The sequence below is a fragment of the Streptomyces sp. NPDC044033 genome (assembly GCF_056434425.1).
Genome location: NZ_JBWKFF010000007.1, coordinates 1 through 19,927 on the forward strand (window position 1 = coordinate 1; position 19,927 = coordinate 19,927).

Annotated in this window: 15 protein-coding genes; 4 read left to right on the forward strand and 11 right to left on the reverse strand. The window is 73.7% G+C overall.

The window, feature by feature from the left end:
• Window positions 1–162: 162 nt before the first annotated feature.
• The gene (locus AC07AB_RS14535; RefSeq protein ID WP_478565492.1) at window positions 163–1,098 is read right to left on the reverse strand and encodes an alpha/beta hydrolase family protein; all 936 of its coding nucleotides are present in this window, start codon (window positions 1,096–1,098) and stop codon (window positions 163–165) included.
• Between the two features lie 165 nt (window positions 1,099–1,263).
• On the opposite strand from AC07AB_RS14535, the gene AC07AB_RS14540 reads away from it, so the two are divergent.
• Window positions 1,264–1,635 carry a MerR family transcriptional regulator gene (locus tag AC07AB_RS14540; RefSeq protein ID WP_478565495.1) on the forward strand — a complete coding sequence of 124 codons (372 nt, stop codon included), beginning with the start codon at window positions 1,264–1,266 and terminating at the stop codon, window positions 1,633–1,635.
• Between the two features lie 66 nt (window positions 1,636–1,701).
• Here the strand turns inward: AC07AB_RS14540 and fxsT are convergent, their stop codons facing one another.
• The 8 genes from fxsT to AC07AB_RS14580 all read right to left on the reverse strand — a co-directional run bounded on the left by fxsT (window position 1,702) and on the right by AC07AB_RS14580 (window position 14,386).
• Complete coding sequence (gene fxsT, locus AC07AB_RS14545; protein ID WP_478565499.1) at window positions 1,702–4,713, reverse strand: FxSxx-COOH system tetratricopeptide repeat protein; 3,012 nt, start codon at window positions 4,711–4,713, stop codon at window positions 1,702–1,704.
• A gap of 84 nt (window positions 4,714–4,797) precedes the next feature.
• On the reverse strand, window positions 4,798–6,114 hold the full coding sequence (locus AC07AB_RS14550; protein WP_478565502.1) for an aKG-HExxH-type peptide beta-hydroxylase: 1,317 nt from the start codon (window positions 6,112–6,114) through the stop codon (window positions 4,798–4,800).
• Complete coding sequence (locus tag AC07AB_RS14555) at window positions 6,111–7,328, reverse strand: FxsB family cyclophane-forming radical SAM/SPASM peptide maturase (RefSeq protein WP_478565505.1); 1,218 nt, start codon at window positions 7,326–7,328, stop codon at window positions 6,111–6,113. The genes AC07AB_RS14550 and AC07AB_RS14555 overlap by 4 nt, the downstream gene beginning before the upstream one ends.
• Before the next feature lie 97 nt (window positions 7,329–7,425).
• Window positions 7,426–7,620, reverse strand: coding sequence for an FxSxx-COOH cyclophane-containing RiPP peptide (locus AC07AB_RS14560; RefSeq protein WP_478565508.1), 195 nt, complete (start codon window positions 7,618–7,620; stop codon window positions 7,426–7,428).
• A 65-nt stretch (window positions 7,621–7,685) separates the two neighbouring features.
• Window positions 7,686–10,937, reverse strand: a complete 3,252-nt coding sequence (locus AC07AB_RS14565; protein ID WP_478565511.1) for an SAV_2336 N-terminal domain-related protein — start codon at window positions 10,935–10,937, stop codon at window positions 7,686–7,688.
• Window positions 10,938–10,951: 14 nt separating this feature from the next.
• Window positions 10,952–11,953 (reverse strand): AAA family ATPase, encoded by a 1,002-nt coding sequence (locus AC07AB_RS14570; protein ID WP_478565514.1) that lies wholly within the window; start codon window positions 11,951–11,953, stop codon window positions 10,952–10,954.
• Window positions 11,954–11,966: 13 nt separating this feature from the next.
• Window positions 11,967–13,976 carry a VMAP-C domain-containing protein gene (locus AC07AB_RS14575; protein WP_478565516.1) on the reverse strand — a complete coding sequence of 670 codons (2,010 nt, stop codon included), beginning with the start codon at window positions 13,974–13,976 and terminating at the stop codon, window positions 11,967–11,969.
• A 44-nt stretch (window positions 13,977–14,020) separates the two neighbouring features.
• Window positions 14,021–14,386, reverse strand: coding sequence for a CU044_2847 family protein (locus AC07AB_RS14580; RefSeq protein ID WP_478565519.1), 366 nt, complete (start codon window positions 14,384–14,386; stop codon window positions 14,021–14,023).
• A gap of 225 nt (window positions 14,387–14,611) precedes the next feature.
• On the opposite strand from AC07AB_RS14580, the gene AC07AB_RS14585 reads away from it, so the two are divergent.
• The 3 genes from AC07AB_RS14585 (at window position 14,612) to AC07AB_RS14595 (ending at window position 16,966) form a co-directional block, all read left to right on the forward strand.
• Window positions 14,612–14,791 (forward strand): DUF6104 family protein, encoded by a 180-nt coding sequence (locus AC07AB_RS14585; RefSeq protein WP_251409023.1) that lies wholly within the window; start codon window positions 14,612–14,614, stop codon window positions 14,789–14,791.
• A 223-nt stretch (window positions 14,792–15,014) separates the two neighbouring features.
• Complete coding sequence (locus AC07AB_RS14590) at window positions 15,015–15,899, forward strand: DUF4097 family beta strand repeat-containing protein (RefSeq protein ID WP_478565522.1); 885 nt, start codon at window positions 15,015–15,017, stop codon at window positions 15,897–15,899.
• Window positions 15,899–16,966, forward strand: coding sequence for a PadR family transcriptional regulator (locus tag AC07AB_RS14595; RefSeq protein WP_478565525.1), 1,068 nt, complete (start codon window positions 15,899–15,901; stop codon window positions 16,964–16,966). The genes AC07AB_RS14590 and AC07AB_RS14595 overlap by 1 nt, the downstream gene beginning before the upstream one ends.
• A gap of 75 nt (window positions 16,967–17,041) precedes the next feature.
• Here the strand turns inward: AC07AB_RS14595 and proP are convergent, their stop codons facing one another.
• Together proP and AC07AB_RS14605 are read right to left on the reverse strand one after the other, a co-directional pair.
• Entirely contained in the window at window positions 17,042–18,493 is a 1,452-nt protein-coding gene (gene proP, locus AC07AB_RS14600; protein WP_478565528.1) for a glycine betaine/L-proline transporter ProP, read from the reverse strand.
• 340 nt (window positions 18,494–18,833) lie between these two features.
• Window positions 18,834–19,799 (reverse strand): zinc-binding dehydrogenase, encoded by a 966-nt coding sequence (locus tag AC07AB_RS14605; RefSeq protein ID WP_478565531.1) that lies wholly within the window; start codon window positions 19,797–19,799, stop codon window positions 18,834–18,836.
• Between the last annotated feature and the right edge of the window lie 128 nt (window positions 19,800–19,927).

A 19,927-nucleotide genomic window follows, 5' to 3' on the forward strand; every position in this document is an offset into this window, starting at 1 on the left:
AACAAGCGGGATGGGGGGGTATCTCGGGCCAGCCCCTCCCCCCCCCCCCCCCCCCCCCCCCCCCCCCCCCCCCCCCCCCCCCCCCCCCCCCCCCCCCCCGGGCCTCTCGGCATCTCCGCCCGGGCCGCTCGGCGTTTCGACCGCGGCGCCGCCGCGACGGCTTCACTTGGATTCGATCCGCCCCAGGGGCGCGGCGCTCTCCGACAGGGTCCGCCGCACCGCCGTCCAGCCGGCGTCCTCGATGCCGAGTGCGTGGCGGAGGTAGGCCGAGGTGGCCCGTTGGACCAGGGCGACGCGCTCGGGGTTCTCGTCCGTCGTCTCCCGGGCTTCGTAGCCGGCGATGCCGCCGAGGGAGTGCTCCGCCCCGAACAGGGTGAGCAGGCTCTTGCGTCCCGGGCTCAGGTGGTACGGGTCGGCGAGCCACTCCGGTCCCCTGACGGACAGCGGGGACTCGTCCTCGTCCCCCGCGACCACGAGGGCGGGCGTGGTCAGGTGCGCGAAGTCCGGTGCCTTCAGCCACGGGAGGTTCTCGGCCGCGAAGGGGGTCAGGTCGGCTCCGCCGCGGCCGGCCGTGGCGAGCAGCACGCCCGCCGTGATCCGCGGGTCGGACAGGTCCTCCGCCTTCCCGCTCTCCGGGTCGAGGACGCGCAGGCCCAGCAGGACGCCCGCCGTCTGGCCGCCGAAGGAGTGCCCGGCCGCGGCGATACGGCCTCGGTCCAGGCGCCCGCCGAGACCGGGCACGGCGGCCTCCAGCAGATCAAGCCGGTCGAGGACGCGCTTCATGTCCTCGACGCGGCAGCGCCAGAGCCGCGGTGTGCGGGGATCGTCCTGGGGAAGACCCACGGTCCTGGAGTCGAGATGGGTGGGCTGGATCACCACGAAGCCGTGAGCGGCCCAGTAGTCGGCCAGCGGGCCGTAGCCGTCCAGCGACGAGCCGAAGCCGTGCGAGAAGAGGATGACCGGCAGTCCGCTCCCGGTCGCCGGCGCGGAGATCCTCACCCGCAGGTCCTCACCGCGGCCCGGTGCGTCCAGCACCACCGGCTTCACCGAGACGATGGGGGCGGTGGCGGCCGTGGCCGTCGCGTCTGATGCGCTCATGGGAGGTCGTCCTTCGCGTTTCCGAGGGGAAACCGGCGAACAGCCGGTCACGGCCCCGCCTTCCGCCGTGGTGGCGGGGCCGTCACGCGTTACGCTAAAACCTGACGTTGACGTCAGAGGCAAACATTTCCGCCGGCTGTTACCGGGCTCACATCGGAGAGACACATGCGTATCGGCGAGCTCGCCACCAGGACAGGTGTCAGCGTGCGCGCCCTGCGCTACTACGAGGAACAGCGCCTGCTCACCTCGGAGCGCAGCCCCAGCGGCCAGCGGCAGTACCCGGACAGCGCGGCCGACCGCGTCCAGCTGATCCAGCAGTTGTACGCCGCCGGGCTGCCGAGCAAGTCGATCGCGGAACTGCTGACGTGTGTCGTGGACGGTGCGGCCACGCCGGAGCTGCTCGACCGGCTTTCGGCGGAATGGGACCGCATCGACAGCCGGATCGGCGATCTGGTGAGCGCCCGGGACCGGCTGGGCACCGTCATCGCCGGTGCCGCAGCGAACTGGCGGACAGGGCGGCGCTGCCGGCCCCAGTAGCCCGCTCGCGGGGCAGCTTTGTACGGCCGTACGAGGCTGCGTCGTACGGCCGTACCGCCTGCGCCGCTACACCGGCTGCGGCTCGAAGTCCCAGAACGGCCGGATGCGGGTGCGGGCCGCGACCGTGTGGCGGTGCTGGGCGCCGAGCGTCCGGGAGAGCTGCTGGAGCGCGTCCTGCTCCAGCTTGTCCGCCTCGTCGCGCTGGCCGAGACCGCGCAGGTCGGCGGCGAGGCCCACCTCGCAGGAGAGGGTCAGCGGGTGCTGGCCGCCCAGGGTGCGGCGGGCCCGGGTCAGGGTGTCGCGGCTGAGCTCGGCCGCGTCGTCGACACGGCCGATGAGGTTGCGGCAGCTCGCCGCGTTGAGGGCGCACCCCAGCGTCCAGGGGTGGTCCTCGCCCATGGCCTCCCGCATGCGGCGCAGCGCCCGCTCGGCCGACTCGTACGCCTCCTGCCGCTCACCCCCCTCCCGCAGTACGAGCGCGATGTTGCCGTACGCGCCGATGGTGAAGGGGTGGTCCTCGCCCAGGACGGTGGCGTAGCGCTCGGCCACGTCCTCGGCGCGGCGGCGGGCGTCGTCGAGGTCGGTGCCGATGGCGCGCAGCAGGCTGGCGTAGTCGCAGGCGACGCGCAGCGAGCCGGGGTTGTCCCGGCCGAGCACCCGCTCGCTGCGCTCCAGGGTGGTGGACAGCAGCGCTTCGGCGGCCGAGAGGTCGCTGTCCTGGCGGCGCAGGCACATGGCCAGGTTGTGCTGGGCCATCAGGGTCTGCGGGTGGTTGCGGCCGAGGACCTGGAGGTGCAGGCGGACGCCGAGCTCCTGGCGGGAGGTGGCCTCGGTGTAGCGGCCGAGGAGCCGCAGCCCCCAGGCGTAGTTGAGCGCCTTGCCCAGGGTGCTGGGGTGCAGGGTGCGCAGCACCCGCTCGTGCGCTTCGAGCGTCTCGCGGTCCAGGTCGAGGGCTTCCTGGTACCTGCCGAGGAGGCGCAGTACGACGTTGACGTTGTTGCGGGCGCTCAGGGTGCGGGGCTCGTCGTCGCCCAGCACTTCCCGGTAGCGCTCCCAGACGGTCTCCAGCAGGCCCTGCGCCTCCGGGTAGCGGCCGCGGGCCATCACGTTGGCGGCCAGTCCGCTCATGGCCTTGAGGAGTTCGAGCTCGTCGGGGTCGTCCTGCGCGCTGAGCTGGTCGACGGCGGTGCGGCTGAGCTTCTCCGCCTCCTGGTAACGGCCCAGCATCCGCAGCATGTTGGCCTGGTGGTGGCTGAGGATGATCAGCTGGTCGCGGTCGGCGCCGAAGAGGGCGCTCCAGGCCACGCGGACCTTCTCGCACAGTTCCAGGCCGGTGCGGAACTCGCCGCGCTGGTAGAGGTAGCGCAGGCAGTTGAGGACGAACCGCTGGACCTTGGGGTCCTCGCTGTCGAGGGCGCCGCAGGATTCGAGGTGCGGCACCAGCTCGGCGTAGCGGGACCAGAGCCGGCTGTCGGAGGAGCGGCCGGGGTCGGCGGCGGTGAGGGAGTCCTGCACGACGCGGGAGAGGGTGGTGTGCTCGCGGTCGGACATGGTGTCGCGGACGAAGCCGTGGACCATGCGGTGCATCTGGACGGTCTCGACGCCGCTGCCGGCGTCCTCGGAGATGGCCTGCTGGTACTCGATGCGGACGACGGAGTACTGGATGAGGATCTTGAGCGCGCGGTTCCACTTCAGGGTGTCGTTGGTCAGCCAGCTGAGCCGCTCGGGCAGCCGCCCGGCGCCCATCTCGCGCAGCAGCCGCAGCGGTACGGGGCCGGGCGCGAAGAAGACGCACAGCCGGAGCAGGTCGACGGCCTCCTGCATGTTCTCGCGCAGGGTGTTGAGCAGTATGTCCCACGCCTTGGGGAACGCCTCCGGGTAGGACGGCGAGGTCTGCAGGACGTCCTCGGAGTCGGAGACGGAGCCGCTGACCAGGGCGACGTACTCCTCGACGGGCATCGCGGACTGGCCGAGCCAGCCGGCGGTCTGGTCGAGGAGGAGCGGCAGGTCGTCCAGGGCGGCGGCGAGGAGGTGGGCCTCGGCGGGGCTGAGCCGGCCGGCGCGGCGGCGTACGAAGGCGACGCTCTCGTCGCGCGCGTACACGGGGACGTCCATCAGCTCGGCGTCGTGGCCGCCCCAGTCGCGGTTGCGGGTGGTGATCAGTACGTGGCCGGGGCCGGAGGGCACCGCGTCGGCGACGGCGGCGGGGTCGTCGGCGCCGTCGAAGACGAGGAGCCAGCGGCTGTGCGGGTTGCCGATGCGCAGCGCCTCGTGGACGGCGCGGATGCGCTCGCCGTACTCGCTGCCGGCGTCGACGAGGCCGAGGGCGGGCGCGAGGGCGGCGAGGCCCTCGCGCATGGCGGCGCGGGTGTGCGCGGGCACCCACCAGACCAGGTCGTAGTCGGAGGCGAAGCGGTGCGCGTACTCCGCGCCGATCTGGGTCTTTCCGACGCCGGACATGCCGTGCAGGGCGCAGACGGCGGCGCCGCTGGGGGCCTCCTCGAACCAGTCGTGGAGGGCGCTGAGCAGGGCGTCGCGGCCGGTGAAGCGGGGGTTGCGGCGCGGCACCGGGCCCCAGACCTCGGGCGGGTCGTCGGGGAAGCGGGGGGTGCCGGGCCGGTCGTCCTCGATGTACGGGCCCTCGGTCGGCAGCCCCAGTCGGCCCAGCACCCGTCGTTCACTCTCCTCGGCGCCGATGCGCCACAGGTCCGCGGGGGCCAGCAGCCCGGTCGCGTTGGGAAGTTGACGGGTCGTCACACTGACGGCGGCGAACCGGTCGGCGTGGGGCTCGACGACGGCGTGCAGCGCGGCGTTCCACTCCTGCTCGGTGCGCGGCCCCAGGGAGAAGTACCAGTCGCTGAGGATCAGCAGGGTCTTGCCGGGCTGGTCGAGGAGGTCCGTCAGCGTGCTCTCCAGCGACTGCTCCACCGAGCCGTCCCAGCGGCGGAGCACCGGCCGATGGCCGAGGCGTTGCAGCCGGTGGCTGATCCACGCGGCCCAGGGCCGGTTGTAGCCCGCGTAGCTGATGGTGAACTGCTGCGACCCGGCGCTCTCGCCGGGTCCTCGCTGTGCGGCCATCCGACCGTTCCCCTCGTGTCTGAGCGAAAGCGACAGTCGAGTCGGCGGGGATGTCCGGCGCCCACTCGGATGCTTCTCTCTGTCTTACCGCAGAGCCGTGCCCACGCGCCGCCCTATCCGGCCGCGCCGCGCCGCCGCCACCTCGGCGGCGGCTCGCGCCCGCGGGCCGAGTGCGCCGGGGTACGCGGGCAACCGAGCGTACGCGTCGGCCATGGAGTGCGCGAATTCCCTTCCCTCGTCGGTGAGTTCGGGTGCTTGAACGAACCCGGGAAGGACGGCTCCCACCTGGGCCCAGCAGCGGGCGTGCGCGGCCCACGCGGCGTGCTGCCCCGGCCCCCGGGCGGCGGCGACGCGGCCCCACAGGTCGGCGAGGGCCACGTGCGCGTACAGCCCCTGCAAGAGGCCGCCGAACGGGCGCGGGTCGGGGCGCCAGGGCGCCCAGTGGCGCGCTTCGGGGCCGGCCCGGTGCAGCGGCACGAGGTCGAGGACCGCGGCGAGCTTCGAGTGCTGTATCTCGTGCGCCAGCGTGGTGGCCAGGTCCAACGCGGTCGCGGGCCGGGAGGCGAAGGCCGCGCCGAAGGCGTCCGGCATCGTCGCGGCCACCAGGCCGCTGGGCGGGGTGCGGAGCGGGACGACGCAGCCGAGCAGCGCGGAGAGCTCGGCGGCGCGCTCCGGCGCGGCGCGCTCCAGGAGCGCCATGGCGTCCCGCCACAGGGTGTGCCAGCGCGCCTGTTCGGCGGCGGTGGCGCGGTCGGTGGGCACCACGGCGGTGCCGGGGCCGCCGCCGTCGGGCTCGCGGTCCGGGTCGAGGTCGTCGAAGGGCACGGGGGCGGAGCGCGGCCCGGCGGGCGGCAGGGAGGCCAGCGGCAGCCAGCGGCAGCCGGGCGGGCAGGGCACGCCCCCTCGGCCGCCCTCGATCAGCACGTCGCGGGCGGTCGGGTGGGTGACCGCGCCGAGGGAGGGCAGGACGAGGGCGCCGCGGCGCAGCGGCAGCCGGACGCGGAAGGGCACGCCCGCGCGGACGGCCGCGGCGGCGGCGATGGCCGCGAGGCCGTCCGAGAGCTGCCCGGCGAAGCCTGCCGCCGGTGGTTCGCCCGCTCCTGACGGCGCGGCGGGCGCGGTGCGGCGGCGGTGCGCGAGGCGGAGCGTACGGGCGGCCCAGGCGCCGACGAGGGGGTAGCCGATGACCTGGCGGGCGGCCTCGGGGTCGGCGCGCTCGGCCGCTGCCAGCAGGGTCCAGTGGGCGTCGAAACGCGGCTCGTGGCCGGCCTCGTCGGCGAGGGCCCGTAGCAGCAGGAGGCGCTTGCTGTACTGGGAGGTGTTGATCAACTCGGCGGCGGCGGGCGGGCACTGGGTGCGGGCGAGGGCGCGCAGCACCTGCGGGGGCATCCGGTGGGTCATCGGACCGCCGCGGTGTGCCGGGCCCGCGCGGCGGACTCTTCGAGGCGGCGGGCCGCGTGCCGGATCAGCCGCTGGAGGTCGGCGCAGTAGACGGAGGGGTGGTGGAATCCTGAGCCCTCGCGGTAGCGGTGGGCGTAGTTGCCGCCGCCGCACACCCGCTGGACGGGGCAGCCGCTGCACGTGTCGCACAGGCCGCGGGCCCCGAGCTGGCGGGCGGCGATGCCGGGGTGGTCGAGGGCCGCGTCGAAGGGGTGGCGGAAGACGTCGAGGCCGGTGGCGGCGGCGCCCTCGTACGCGGACTTCAGGGAGTCGATCTGCTCGATCGACCCGTCGGCCTCGATGACGACGGTGGCCACGGGCGTGGTGCCCAGGGCCTCGGTGGCGCTGGGCGCGCCGAGGAGCAGCAGCACGGCCTCCTCGAAGAGCCTGATCCGGGGCGCGCCGGGGCCCCCTTCCCACCAGCGGTCGAAGAGCCGGGCGAGCCAGTCCCCGTAGACGGTGCGCAGGCCCGCCGGGTCGGCCAGCGGCGGCGGCGCCGACCAGTTGGCGTGCGGGAGGAGGAAGTCGAGGGTGGGCGGGCGGAAGGCGAGGAGGGAGTCGTACAGCTCGTCGGGGTCGGTGGCGGGGTCGGCGGTGCACAGGATGCCGGCGTAGGCGTCGGGCCGCTCGGCGAGCAGCCGCAGCCCGCGGGCGACGGCGTCGAAGGAGGGGCGTCCGGCGTGGTCGACGCGGGCCCGGTTGTGGCCGGGCAGCCCGCCGTCGAGGCTGACGCCGACGCGGATGCGGGCGTCGGCGAGGCGGGTGACGCGCTCCTCGGTGAGGAGGGTGGCGTTGGTCTGGGTGGTCGTGGTGAGTTCGGTGCCGGGATCGAGGCAGGCGCGGATGGCGTCGGTGTGGCGCAGCAGCGGTTCGACGCCGGTGAGCAGGGGTTCGCCGCCGTGCAGGACGGCCTCGACGGCGGACAGGCGGTGGGTGCGGGCGTGCTCGGCGATGCGCTCGGCGGTGCGCTCGACCGTACGGGCCGAGACGGTGGCGGGGCGGTCGCGCCAACTGCCGTCGGGGCCCGCGTAGATGTAGCAGTAGGTGCAGGCGAGGTTGCAGCGGCTGTGCACCTTGAGGACGAACTGCCGGAACGGCACGGGGGCCACGCCCTGGGCGCGCAGCGCGGCCACGTCGAGCCGGTCGTACGGCCAGGGCGCGTGCGAATGCGCCATCGTCGGCCTCCCCCCTCTGTGTCTCTCGTCCCTTTGTGTCTCTCGTCCCTTTGTGTCTCTCGTCGCCGCCTCTCCCCAGGGCGGCCGAAATTAGCGCTCAGGACGCGTTGGAGAAGGCGCAGAGCACGCTCGTGGGCTCCACCGTGCGGCGCACCAGCACATCGAGCACCGCCGACAGGGCCGGACTGTCCAGGGAGCGCAGCGCGTCGAGGTCGATGCCCGTCAGATCGGGCAGAGCCCCCTCCCCGTCGTCCGGGCCCGCGGGACGAGCGTCGGTGCCGTCGTCTGTCAACCTGCTCTCCTCACAAGCGCGTTGCCCAGCTGAGAACATGTGCCCACTCGCTATCGCGCGGAAACTCATGGCCGGTGATCCTCTGCGAGTCGGCGGAGGCGTTCCTCGGTGTCGGCGCGCTTCCCCCCGTCCTCGTGCGGCAGCAGATCCCACCAGTACAGCGCCCGCTGGTACGAGCGCTGCGCGGCCACCGGCAGCCCGGCGGCCAGCAGCGCCTCGCCGCCGTGGTGCAGCGCGCCCGCCGCGAGCCGCATGGCGTCCTCGCGGGCCTTCCCGGACAGGCCGTCCCGGGCGAGCAGGGCGGCGCTCGCGGCGGACTCGTAGCTGTCGGCCGCGCGCTCGGGCTGCCCCAGCAGCTCCTGGGCGCGCCCGTGGTCGTACCAGGCCGCGGCGGCCCGCATCGGGTCCTGGGCGCCGCTCGCCGCCCGGCTGAGGATGAACTCGCCCTCCCGCAGGTCGACGACGTCCCACTCGTCGGCGTACCGCTGCAGCAGCGCCCGCCCCAGCAGCAGCAGCGTCCGGTTCATCCGGGGGTCGTCGTGCACCATCTCGGCGCGGGCCTCCCGCAGCACGCGCACGGCGGCGGAGGGGCCCACCCGGTCGGGCGCGGCGCGGGACAGCTCCAGCGCGGTCTCGCCCCAGTCGGTCAGCACGTCGGCGTAGGCGGCGTCGCCGGTGCGCAGCGCCTTGCGCGCCGACGCGTACAGATGCACGGCCCGGTCCAGCTCGTCGGGGTCGCCCGAGGCCGCGTACCGCTCGCGGTGGACGCGGGCGGTGCGGGTCAGCGCCTCGGCCCGGGCGGGTGTGTCCTCGGTCAGCCGCCGGGCGCGGTCGAGCACCGAGAGCACCCGCTCGTGCTCGGACTCGCCGCCGAGCAGCAGCGCGTCGGCGAGGTCGAGCAGCGCCCGTACGTGCAGCTGGGAGTGGGCCTCGACGGATTCGAGCAGCTCGGCCGCCGTCGCCAGTGGTGCCACCGCCTGGAGCGCCAGGAGGCGGGCGGCGGCCGGCGCGGACTGCGCGCCGGCCAGGGCGAGGAGGGCGCGCCCCAGCTGGAGGCTGAGCGGGCCCAGTTGGCGGCGGCCGGGCGCGGGGTCGCCGGCCAGGTCCGTCAGCTCTTCCACCACCCGCTCCAGGAAGGCGAGTTCGCCGGTCTCCCGCCACAGGTCCCACATCACCCAGGACCATTCGAGGGCCGCGTCCAGGACCGCCCGGTCGACGGCGCCGTCGCGCGCCGCGGCCTGCCGCAGCTCCCGTTCGGCGGCGCGCAGCAGTTGCCGGGCGTCCTCGTGCTCGTTCGCGGCGATCAGCTCCCGGGCGCTGGCGTGCAGCACCTTCCCGAACACCCGGTGGGCGCGCGGGCCGGCGCCGGAGCGCGCGGCGGCGGCCGCCGCGGGCCCCTGCGCCTCCCGCAGCACCCCGGGGTCGCCCTGGTCCTCCCACAGCCGCAGCAGCACCTCGGCCAGCAGCACCTCCGCCTCCGGGCGCGGGCCGGCCGCGGACTCGGCGGCGTAGCGCAGCAGCCGGGCGGCCTCCAGCAGGCACTCGACCGCGCCCCGCTCGTCGTAGCGCGTGAGCTGCTCGCGGGCGCGGCGCACGGCCTCGGCGCGCCCGCCGGGCGGCGCGGCGGGGGACGGCGCCGCGGGCTCGGCGGCACGGGTCGGCAGATAGCGCTGCAGCACCTGGTAGGAGACCTCCGCGAAGGGGCGGGGCATCCGGTCCTCGGGGCGGCGCGCGCCGACGGCGGGCAGCGCGGCCTCCGGCGCCGCCAGGAGCGCCTCGCCGGGCCGCTGCACGCCGGTGAGCTGGGCCGCCGCGACGGCCGGGAAGTTACGGGCCCCGGTGCCGAAGCGCTGGGCGACGTACTCGGAGCAGTGCTTGAGCACCAGGGTGGCCTCGTCCCGGGGCAGCGGGCCCAACAGGACGTTCCGTACGCCCTCGTGGAAGTCGTACCACTGCTCGCCGTCGTCCGGATCGGCCGGTTCCAGCTGCCGCAGCATCCCGCTGAACAGCACCTCCGCCATCTCCGCGGGCCCCGACTGGGGCAGCATCGTGCGCTGCACCAACTGCATGACGGGCAGCGTCAGCGGGGCCGCCGCCAGATACACGGCGAGTTTCACGGCGGCCGGGGAGGCGGTCGAGCGGAAGCGCTGCACGGTCTCGCGCGGGGAGCGCCGCGGGGGCCCGCCCTCGATGGTCGCGGCGGCGTCCTGATCGGCCCGCACCCAGCCCACCGCGCCGGGGGCAGCCGCGGCCCCGGTGCCGGACAGCAGCCGCGCCCAGGTGCCCAACGCGGCCTCGGTGGGCGGCAGTACGGGCACGGGCAGCGCGCCTTCGGCGGCGGGGTCGGCGGCTGCGCCGTCCCAGCTCGGGCCGCGCCGCGCGGAGGCGAACCGCAGCCGGGCGCCGGGCTCCTCGTCGCGGTGCAGGGTGCCGGGCTCGACGGGCAGCCTCGTGCGCGACCACAGCCGCTGCGGCAGCGGCTGGAGCACGGCGACGGGGGCCTGCCGGCCCCAGCGGTGCAGCAGTTTGTGCGCCTGGCCGCTGCGCCACAGGGGGCCGACGCAGTCGCTGATGAGCACGGTGAGGCGGCGGCCGGTGGGGTCGCGCAACTGGTCGGCGGCGCGCAGCCGTTCGCCGCCGCGCGGCCCGGTGCCGATCAGCGGCTTGCCGCCGGGCACCTCGTGCAGCCGGTGCACCTGGACGTCGCGGAACGCGCCGAGCTGCTCGCAGACCTGCCGGACCTCCTCCAGCGTGCGGTCCCACACGGCCATCGACGGGGAGGCGTCGATGAGCAGGGCGAGGCTCGTCTCGCGCCGCTCCACGGCCCTGAAGACCGGCAGCACCATCCCGGCGCGGGCGCTGCGCTCGGCGGTGGCGCTCTCGTCGAGGGTGTGCCGGACGGCAGGCGCCGAGGGCCGGTAGCGCTGCAAGGGGCGCAGGGCGCGCTGGAGTTTGAGGAGGCTGGGCAGGGTGGTGGCGGCGGGGACGGCGATGGGCACCCCGCCGACGGTGCGCCGGCCGGGCCGGCCGCCGACGGCGTGGATGGCTACGGGGTCCGGTGCTTCGGAGTCGTCCCCGGCCACCGGTTCCGGTGGCGGCAGCGCCTCCCGCGGCAGCGGCTCCCCCGGCTTCGCGCCGCGCTCGGCGGAGGCGTCGGCGGGCGCCGGCGCGTGGGCGAGCGGCTCCCGCGCGGCGGGGTCGGAGGGGGGCGTGGCGTAGTGGGCGAGCCACAGTCCGTCGGCGACCTCTTCGGCCGACGGGTCGAGGCCGTGCTCGCGCAGCAGGCCGATGACATCGGCCAGGGGGTCGTCGGGCACGGCAGGCACATCCATCACCTCGACCGGTCGAGCCGCCGCATGAGGGTCTTGGCGAGGTCCTCGGTGCTCTTGGTCGCGTAGCTGGAGAGGTAAATGGCGTTGAGCAGTTGGTCGGCGGCGACGAGTTCGGTGGCGGAGCGGGTCAGGAACTCGTTGATCAGCTCCTGGCCGGAGGCCACCCCCTCCTCGCCGAAGTGGGCGCGGACCATGGCGGCGAGGCGGTGTTTGTCGGGGCGGCCCAGCGGCAGGTGGATGCAGCGGCGCATCAGGGCCGCGGGGAAGTCCCGCTCGCCGTTGCTGGTGAGGACGACGAAGGGGAACGCCCGGCAGCTGACCCGGCCGCCGGTGATCCGCACCCGCCGCCCGTCGTCGGTCAGCACGTCGACGTCGGGCTCCCGGTCGGCGATGCGCTCCAGCTCGGGGATGGGGAACTCGCCCTCCTCCAGGATGTTCAGGAGGTCGTTGGGCAGGTCGATGTCGCTCTTGTCGAGCTCGTCGACGAGCAGCACGCGGGGCCTGCCGAAGGGCAGCATGGCGGTGCCGAGGGGGCCGAGCCGGATATAGCCGCCGATGCCGCGGGGCGCCGCCGCGTCGACCGCGTGATCGGGGCCCCCGCCGAGCTGCACGTCCTGGAGGCGGGCTATGGCGTCGTACTGGTAGAGGCCCTCGGTCAGGGTCGTCCGGCTCACGATCGGCCACCGCAGCACCCGGCCCAGCCCCAGCTCCCGGGCCACGGCGTGCGCCAGGGTGGACTTTCCGGTGCCGGGGTCGCCGGTGACCAGCAGCGGCCTGCGCAGATAGAGCGCCGCGTTGATCAGCTCCAGCTCCTCGCCCTCCGGCCGGAACATCTCGGCCTCGCCGACCGGCCCGAGACGGCGGTTGGAGGAGCTGTCGGCGGCGCCGGCGGGTTCCAGCTCGGGGCCGCCGTCGAAGTCGCGCCACGGCGGCGGGGCGGGGAGCTCGTCGATCCGGCGGTGCGGCTCGCCCGTGCCCCGGTAGATGAGCCAGTCGTTCACGTCTCGCTCCTCGTCACAGCGGTTCCCACAGGTATCCGTCTTCGGCCGGTGCTTCCGCGGCCGGGGCCGGCGGGTCGTACAGCAGTGCCATGTCTCTGGCCCAGAACGCCTCCGGGTCCCGTGCGTGCGCCCCGGCGCGGAGCCGGTGCAGGGCCGCCGGCAGCGCGTCGGGCCGCGGTACGGACGCGAGTGCCCCGCCGAGCTTCCGCTCGAAGTCCCGCCGTCCGTACCGCCAGGCGGCGTCCCTGTTCCATACGGCTATGCCGTGACCGGTGCTCACCACCCGCAGCAGAATCTCCTCCGGCACCGGCCCCTCGGCCGGGCAGAACAGGGCGGGCACCGCCTTGGGGTCCGCCTCCCGCAGCTCGGACAGCGTGATCGTGGAGCGCAGCCCGCCGTCCTCGCCGTGCAGCGCGAACAGCCGCAGGGGGCCGTCCGCTATGCCCTTCCAGCGGCGCTCGTGTGCGCGTCGCGGGCTGTCCTCGGACTGCCGGCCGGGCGACGGCTCCCCGGGCCCGGGCCGCTCCGCCCAGCGTACGGTCACGGGGCGCTGCGCGCCCAGCGGATCGCGCCCGGCTATCGGCCAGCGGTCCACGGGGAGGTCGAAGAGGCCGATCGGCAGCCGGACTTCGAGGGCGGCGTGGCGGCCCGGCCGGTCGGACCAGTCGAAGGCCCGGCCGAGCGGCCGGAGCAGCTGGTCGGCGAGGTCCTCGCGCAGCACGCCGCTGTCGTCCTGGTCGCGGAAGCCGGTGTCGAACTCGTCGCCGTCGGTGCCGCTCAGCGTCCAGCCGTAGTGGACCGCCCGCGAGTGGCCCGCGTCCGCGCGGTAGTACAGCTCGTAGACCTCCAGCTGCACGAGGGGTGCGAGCCCGGTGGCTGCGCGCTCGCCGCGGACGGCGCCGCCCCAGGCGCGCAGGGCTTCGCAGGGGCCGCCGAGCCGGTCCAGGAGCCCGTCCTCGCGGGCGGTGGCGGTGTACCAGGCCAACAGCCGGCGGCGCGGCTCGGGGTCGTCCAGGGGGTCCTGTTCGGCGACGGCGACGCTGTAGAGGAGGGTCGCCTCCAGACTCGTCCGGCCGCGCGCGTCGTGCAGCAGGTCCAGGCCGTCGCGCCACAGGTGCGGGGTGGTGTCGGGCTCGATCCAGTCGCCGCGCACCGCCTCGACGGCGGCGATGACGCTGCGGGGGTGCTCGGGCGGCTCCATCTGGGCCAGCAGGCCGCGCAGCTCGGTGCGCCGGGCGTGGCTCAGGGACCCTTCGGGGCGCCCGTACTCGGGTGTGGCACGCGTCCGCACCGTCGTCCAGCTCTCCATGCCGCGCAGGGCGCCGTCCGTCCGCGCGGGGCTGAAGTGGTGGGTGTAGTGGGCGAGGTCGTGGGTCTGCCACAGCAGGTGGTAGAGGTCGCCCGCGCCTTCCGTGAAGAGGCCGCGGAGTTGCAGCAGGGAGGAGGCGAGGCCGCCGCGCCGGTCGTTGGCCTGGTGGGTGACGATGCCGATGACCTCCGCGCGCGCCCGGTGGTAGACGGGCCCGCCGGAGATGCCGCGGGGGACGGTGAGCCCGTCGAGCAGATACTGCTCGTTGGCGCTCTCGCCGCGGGTGCCGGCCACGGTGCCGCCGATGGTGCCGACGACGCTGATGGGGCGCAGCGGCCCGGTCTCGCGGGAGTGGCCGAAGAAGAGGATCTGATCGCCGGGGTCGCCGGTGTCCTCGGACAGCGGCAGGAACACGTGGGGCTCGGCGTCGTACGCGCGGATGATCGCGATGTCCACGCCGTCCTCGGGGCAGTGCAGGAGGTGCCGCACCTCGCCGACGGTGCTGCGCCCGTCGAAGACCAGCCCGACCTCGCGGACTCCGGTGCCGCCCTCACCCATCCCGGCGCCCCCCTCCTCCCGTTGCAGTACGTGAGCGCAGGTGAGCACCCAGCCGGGCGCCACGAAGAACCCGCTCCCCCAGGCCGTCGGCTGCCCGTCGGCGTCGGGAAGGAGTCCTTCTTCCGCATACCCTTCCGCAGTCGAATGGATGCGCACCGTGGCACGTTGGACACGACGTGCGAGAGCGTTCCAGGACACGGTCACGCGCCGTCGCTCCCCCCGATCGCGCCGTCGGGCGCGGCCGGCGAGCCTCCCTTCCAGCTGAGGGTCACATTGATCGCGGCCTTCGCCTCGCCGTCGGCCAGCAGCGAGAACACCTTGCCCAGCCCGCCCGTCAGCTCGATCCCGAACTCGACCGTGACCTCATCGGGCCGGGCCCGACTGGTGGCCTCGCGCAGCGAGCCCGCGACGCCTTTGACCAGCTCGTTCAGCCCCTCGACCTTGGCGGCGACGGCGTCGCCGAACCCCGTCTGGGTGTAATTGCCGGCAGCGCCCTCGGCGAGCGAGATTCTCGCCCAGACCGGCGTGCCGTCCGGAAGTACCACCTGCTTGATCGCGCCAGCCATGTCGTCCCCCGTCAACTGGACCTCTCGGCCTACTTGTTGAGTGCGATCAGGGTATCCCCGGCCAGTGTCAAGCGCACCCCCCGCGCCCTCCGGGCGGGCCCGGCCGCGGGGCCAATATCCTGGTGGGGTGGGGCCCCGCGATTCCTCTTCGGGCCTCTCGACACCTTTTCGAGTCCCTCGGATCCCCGCATCCGGCGGACTTCCCGGAACCATTCGGAGCGACTCTTGTACTTCACCGACCGCGGCATCGAGGAGCTGGAGAACCGGCGTGGCGAGGAGGACGTGTCCCTCGGCTGGGTGGCCGAGCGGCTGCGCGAGTTCGTCGACCTCAACCCGGACTTCGAGGTGCCGGTGGAGCGGTTGGCGACGTGGCTTGCGCGCTTGGACGACGAGGACGACGAGTAGGGGGCGCAGAGGGTTCCACAGGAGGAGCAGGGCAGAGGCGACCGCTCCACGGTGGCCGCTCCCCCTCCGCACGGCGGCCGACTCACGCCATATCGCGTCCCGCGACGGGAGGCGGGAGGCAGGTCCTCGGCTCCATCCTGCTTGACATCCAAGGGCCGCGATATATCGTGTATCGCAGACAGACGCGATATGTTGCGTCGCCCATCTACCAGGGAGGCCCTGGATGCCAGCGCCATCGGAGTGGTCGCTCGACGCACCGCGGAAACTCACCTTCGAGGGACCGGTCACCACGCTCCACGTACGCCTCGTCGGCGGCACGGTCAACGTCGTGGGGACCGACAGCGGGCCCGCCCGGCTGGAGCTCTCGGCGATCGAGGGCCCGCCCCTGACCGTCAACCACCAGGGCGGCGACCTCACGGTCACCTACGACGACCTCCCCTGGAAGTACTTCCTCAAGTGGTTCGCGCCCAATGGCGCCCGGCGCAACGTGCACGTGACCCTGACCGTGCCCACGACCACCCGCGTCGAGGTCGGCGTCATCGAGGCCAGCGCGGTCGTGTCCGGTGTGTCGGGCCGTACGGACGTACGCGGCGTGACCGGTGACACCACCCTCGTCGGCCTGACCGGGGAGGTCCGCGCCGACACCGTCTCCGGCCGGCTCGAAGCGCAGGGGCTCTCGGGGGACCTGCGCTTCAACTCCGTCAACGGGGACCTCACTCTGGTCGAGAGCGGGGGCGGCGACGTGAAGGCCGACTCCGTCAGCGGCGACATGGTCGTCGACCTCTCCCCCGGGGCCAAGGGCTCCGACATGAACCTGACGACCGTCTCGGGCGAGGTCGCCATACGGCTGCCGCACGCCGCCGATGCGGAGATCGACGCCAATACGGCCAGCGGCGCGGTCTCCAACGCCTTCGACGACCTTCGGGTCAGCGGCCAGTGGGGCGCCAAGCGCATCACCGGGCGGCTGGGCGCGGGCAGCGGCAAGCTCAAGGTCACCACCGTCTCGGGCTCGGTGGCGCTGCTGCGCAGGCCGCCGTCCGAGGACGGCGCGGACGAGGCCGGCACCGGGGACGCGACCGACGCAGCCACCGAGCGAAAGGACCTCTGATGCCCCCCGTCTTCGCCCACGGCCGACTCCGCCTCTACCTCCTCAAGCTCCTGGACGAGGCCCCTCGCCACGGCTACGAAGTGATCCGCCTGCTGGAGGAGAGGTTCCAGGGCCTGTACGCGCCGTCCGCCGGCACCGTCTACCCCCGCCTGGCCAAGCTGCAGGCCGAGGGCCTGGTCACCCACGCCACGGAGGGCGGCCGCAAGGTCTACTCCATCACCGCAGCGGGCCGCGCCGAACTGGCCGACCGGCAGGGCGAGCTGGCCGAACTGGAGCTGGAGATCCGCGAGTCGGTCTCGGAACTCGCCGCGGAGATCCGCGAGGACGTGCGCGGTTCGGCGAACGACCTGCGCCGCGAGATGCGTGAGGCGGCGCGCGAGACCCGTACGAAGTCCTCCGGCTCGGACGCCCAGGCCGACTCCGCCCGCACGGGCTTCCCCGAAGCGTCCGACTTCTTCGACGGGGCGTGGGGCGACAAGGAGGGATGGCAGCGGGCCAAGGAGGAGTTCAAGCAGGCCAAGCAGGAGTGGAAGGAGCAGGCCCGCCGGGCAAAGGAGGAGAGCCGCCGCGCCCGCCAGGACGCGCAGCAGGCCCGCCGCTCGGCCAAGCAGGCCCAGGACCACGCGCGGGACGAGGTGCTGCGCATCAAGGAGCGCGTACAGGAACAGGTCCGCGAACACGCGCGCCACGGCGACTGGCCCAGCGGCATCCTTGAGGGCGTCAGCGCGCTGGCCAAGGAACTGGGCTCCCTGGCCGGCCAGCAGCGGGACACCACCAAGCCCGCCACCGACGCCGCCGACGTCAAGGTCGAGCGCGTGGACCTGAACAAGGACGCCGACTCCGCGGCCGCGGAAGACCTGCCGGCACCGGAGTGGGCGACAGCCGACGACACCGCCTCCGAGCACCCGGCCCGCGACCTCGACCGCCTCCTGGACCGCTTCCGCGACGACGTCCGCGACGCGGCCCGCGACCACGGCGTCACGGCCGATCAACTCGCGGAGTCCCGCACCCACTTGGCGAGGACGGCGGCCCGCATCGGAGCCCTGCTGCGGACACCGGAGAGCTGACGGGGGGGGGAACGGGGGCGACTGTGGGCCCGTACGCATGACGCGTACGGGCCCACAGCCGCGGTCCGAGAAGGGCTACGCGCGCGAGGACGCCGCCAGCTCCGCGGCCTCCTGCGCCGTGGACACCGACGGCGGCGACCCCGGCAGCGGCCGGCGGGCCGTTTCCTTCATGGTGATGACCGCGATGACGCCGACGAGGGCCGCGAGCATCGTGTAGTACGCGGGCATCATGTCGTTTCCGGTGCCGCTGACCAGGCCCTCGACGACCAGCGGGGTGGTGCCGCCGAAGAGGGAGACGGAGATGTTGAAGGCGATCGACAGCGAGCCGTAGCGCACGTCCGTGGGGAAGAGCGCGGGCAGCGAGGACGACATCACGCTCACGTACGGCAGCAGGCACAGGCCCAGGATCAGCAGACCCGCGAAGACCGAGACGGTGGTGCCCATCTTGATCAGCAGGAAGGAGGGCACGGAGAGCACCAGGAAGCCGAGCGAGCCGGCCATCATCACCGGTTTGCGGCCGATGCGGTCGGACAGGCGCCCGACGAAGGTGATCGCGGCCATCAGCACCAGCATCACGATGATGATCGACACGAGGGCGTCGGTGGAGTCGTAGCCGACGCTGTTCGACAGGTAGGTGGGCATGTACGACAGCAGCATGTAGTCGGTGACATTGAACGCCGCGACCAGCGCGATGCACAGCACCATGGCCCGCCACTGGGTCGTCAGGATCTGCCGGAACGGGGTGCTCTCCCGCTTCTCCAAGGCGCCCTCGGCCTCCAGCTTCTGGAAGGCGGGCGTCTCGTCCAGCTTGAGGCGCATGTAGAGGCCGACCAGGCCGATCGGGCCCGCGACGAGGAACGGGATGCGCCAGCCCCAGGACTCCATCGAGGAGTCGGAGAGCGTCACGGTCAGGATCGTGATGAGCCCGGCGGCAGCGGTGTAGCCGATCAGGGTGCCGAACTCCAGGAAGCTGCCGAAGAAGCCCCGTCGCCGGTCCGGCGCGTACTCGGCGATGAAGGTGGACGCGCCCCCGTACTCGCCGCCCGTCGAGAAGCCCTGGAGCATGCGGAAGAGGATCAGCAGGACCGGCGCCCAGAAGTGGATCGACTGGTAGCCGGGGATCAGTCCGATGGCGAGCGTGCTGGACGCCATCATGATCATGGTGAGCGACAGCACCTTCTTGCGCCCGATCCGGTCCCCCAGCGGCCCGAAGACCATGCCGCCCAGCGGGCGCACCAGGAACGCGGCTGCGAACGTCGCGAACGAGGAGAGCAGCTGCGCCGTGTCGTTGCCCGAGGGGAAGAAGACCTTGCCGATGGTGACCGCGAGATAGCTGTAGATCCCGAAGTCGAACCACTCCATGGCGTTGCCCAGCGCTGCGGCCTTCACCGCCCGCTTGACCGCCGTCTCGTCCGTGACCGTGATGTCGGTGCGGCGCAGCGGCGGGTTCGAGCGGCGCGCGGCTGCGCGCAGGAGGGGGCGGTGCCGGGTGACGGCCGGGGCTTCGAGTTCTTGCTGAACAGGCACGGGCGGCTTTCGGTCGGGGACAGGTTCATAGCGCAACTACCCAGTGATACCTGGTTCATCCCCGGTGACTTTCACGGACGAAAGCCACTTTCGGGCAGGACTGAAGTCCCTTGGTCGCTGCGACCACTAGGGCCGATCACCCTATTTGATGCTGGATTACCCAATTCAACCGGGGTAGGTCCGTATTGAACGGTAACAGGCCGTCGTGGGGGTTACGGGCGGTAAGCCGTGTCGGCCACCGGACGGTTTTCCGACTCGGCTTTACCGCCCGGACCGGAACCGTCTCCCCGGATATCCGCTCGGGCCGTCCGCCCGCGCCCCCGGTCAGACGGCCTAACGGTCAGACCGTCAGTACGACCTTCCCGAAAAGGTCGCCGCCCGCCATCCTCTCGAACCCCTCCCGCGCCCGGTCCAGCGGCAGCACCGTGTCGATGACCGGCCGTACGCCCTTGGCCGCGCAGAAGCTCAGCAGCTGGGCCAGCTCCTCCTTGGAGCCCATCGTCGAGCCGACGATCTTCAGCTCCAGGAAGAAGATCCGGTTCAGCTCGGCGGCCTTCGGGTTCGGGCCGCTGGTCGCGCCCGAGACGACGAGGGTGCCGCCCGGCCTCAGCGACTTCACCGAGTGCGACCAGGTCGCGGCGCCGACCGTCTCGATCACCGCGTCCACCCGCCGGGGCAGCCGCTCACCCGGCTCGTACGCGCCCTCGGCGCCCAGCCCCACCGCGCGCTCGCGCTTGGCGGCGTCCCGGCTGGTCGCGAAGATCCGCAGTCCGGCCGCCGCCCCCAGCACGATCGCGGCCGTCGCCACACCGCCGCCCGCGCCCTGCACGAGAACGCTGTCTCCGGGCCGCACGCCCGCGTTCGTGAACAGCATCCGATACGCCGTCAGCCACGCCGTGGGCAGGCAGGCGGCCTCCTCGAAGGACAGCTCCGGAGGCTTGGGCAGCACATTCCAGGCCGGTACGGCCACGCGCTCGGCGAAGGTCCCCTGATAGCGCTCGGTGAGGATCGAACGCCGCTCGTCCGGGCCCACTCCGTGCCCCGTCTGACCGATCACCGAGTGGACGACGACCTCGTTGCCGTCCGCGTCGGTCCCGGCCGCGTCGCAGCCGAGGATCATGGGCAGCGACTCCTCGCCCAGCCCCACGCCGCGCAGCGACCACAGGTCGTGGTGGTTGAGGGAGGCGGCCCGCACATCGACGACCGTCCACCCCGCCCGCGCCTCGGCGGGCTCGGGCCGCTCCCCCGTTTCGAGGCCGTTCAGCGGCTGGTCACGGTCGATGCGGGCGGCGTAGGCAGCGAACATGATCCCAAACTAGGCCGCCGGGGGGGGGGGGGGGGGGGGGGGGGGGGGGGGGGGGGGAGAGAAAGGGGAGGGGGGGGGGGGGGGGGGGTCTGGCTTGGGGCCGAATAAAAAGCGACACAAGAACAACA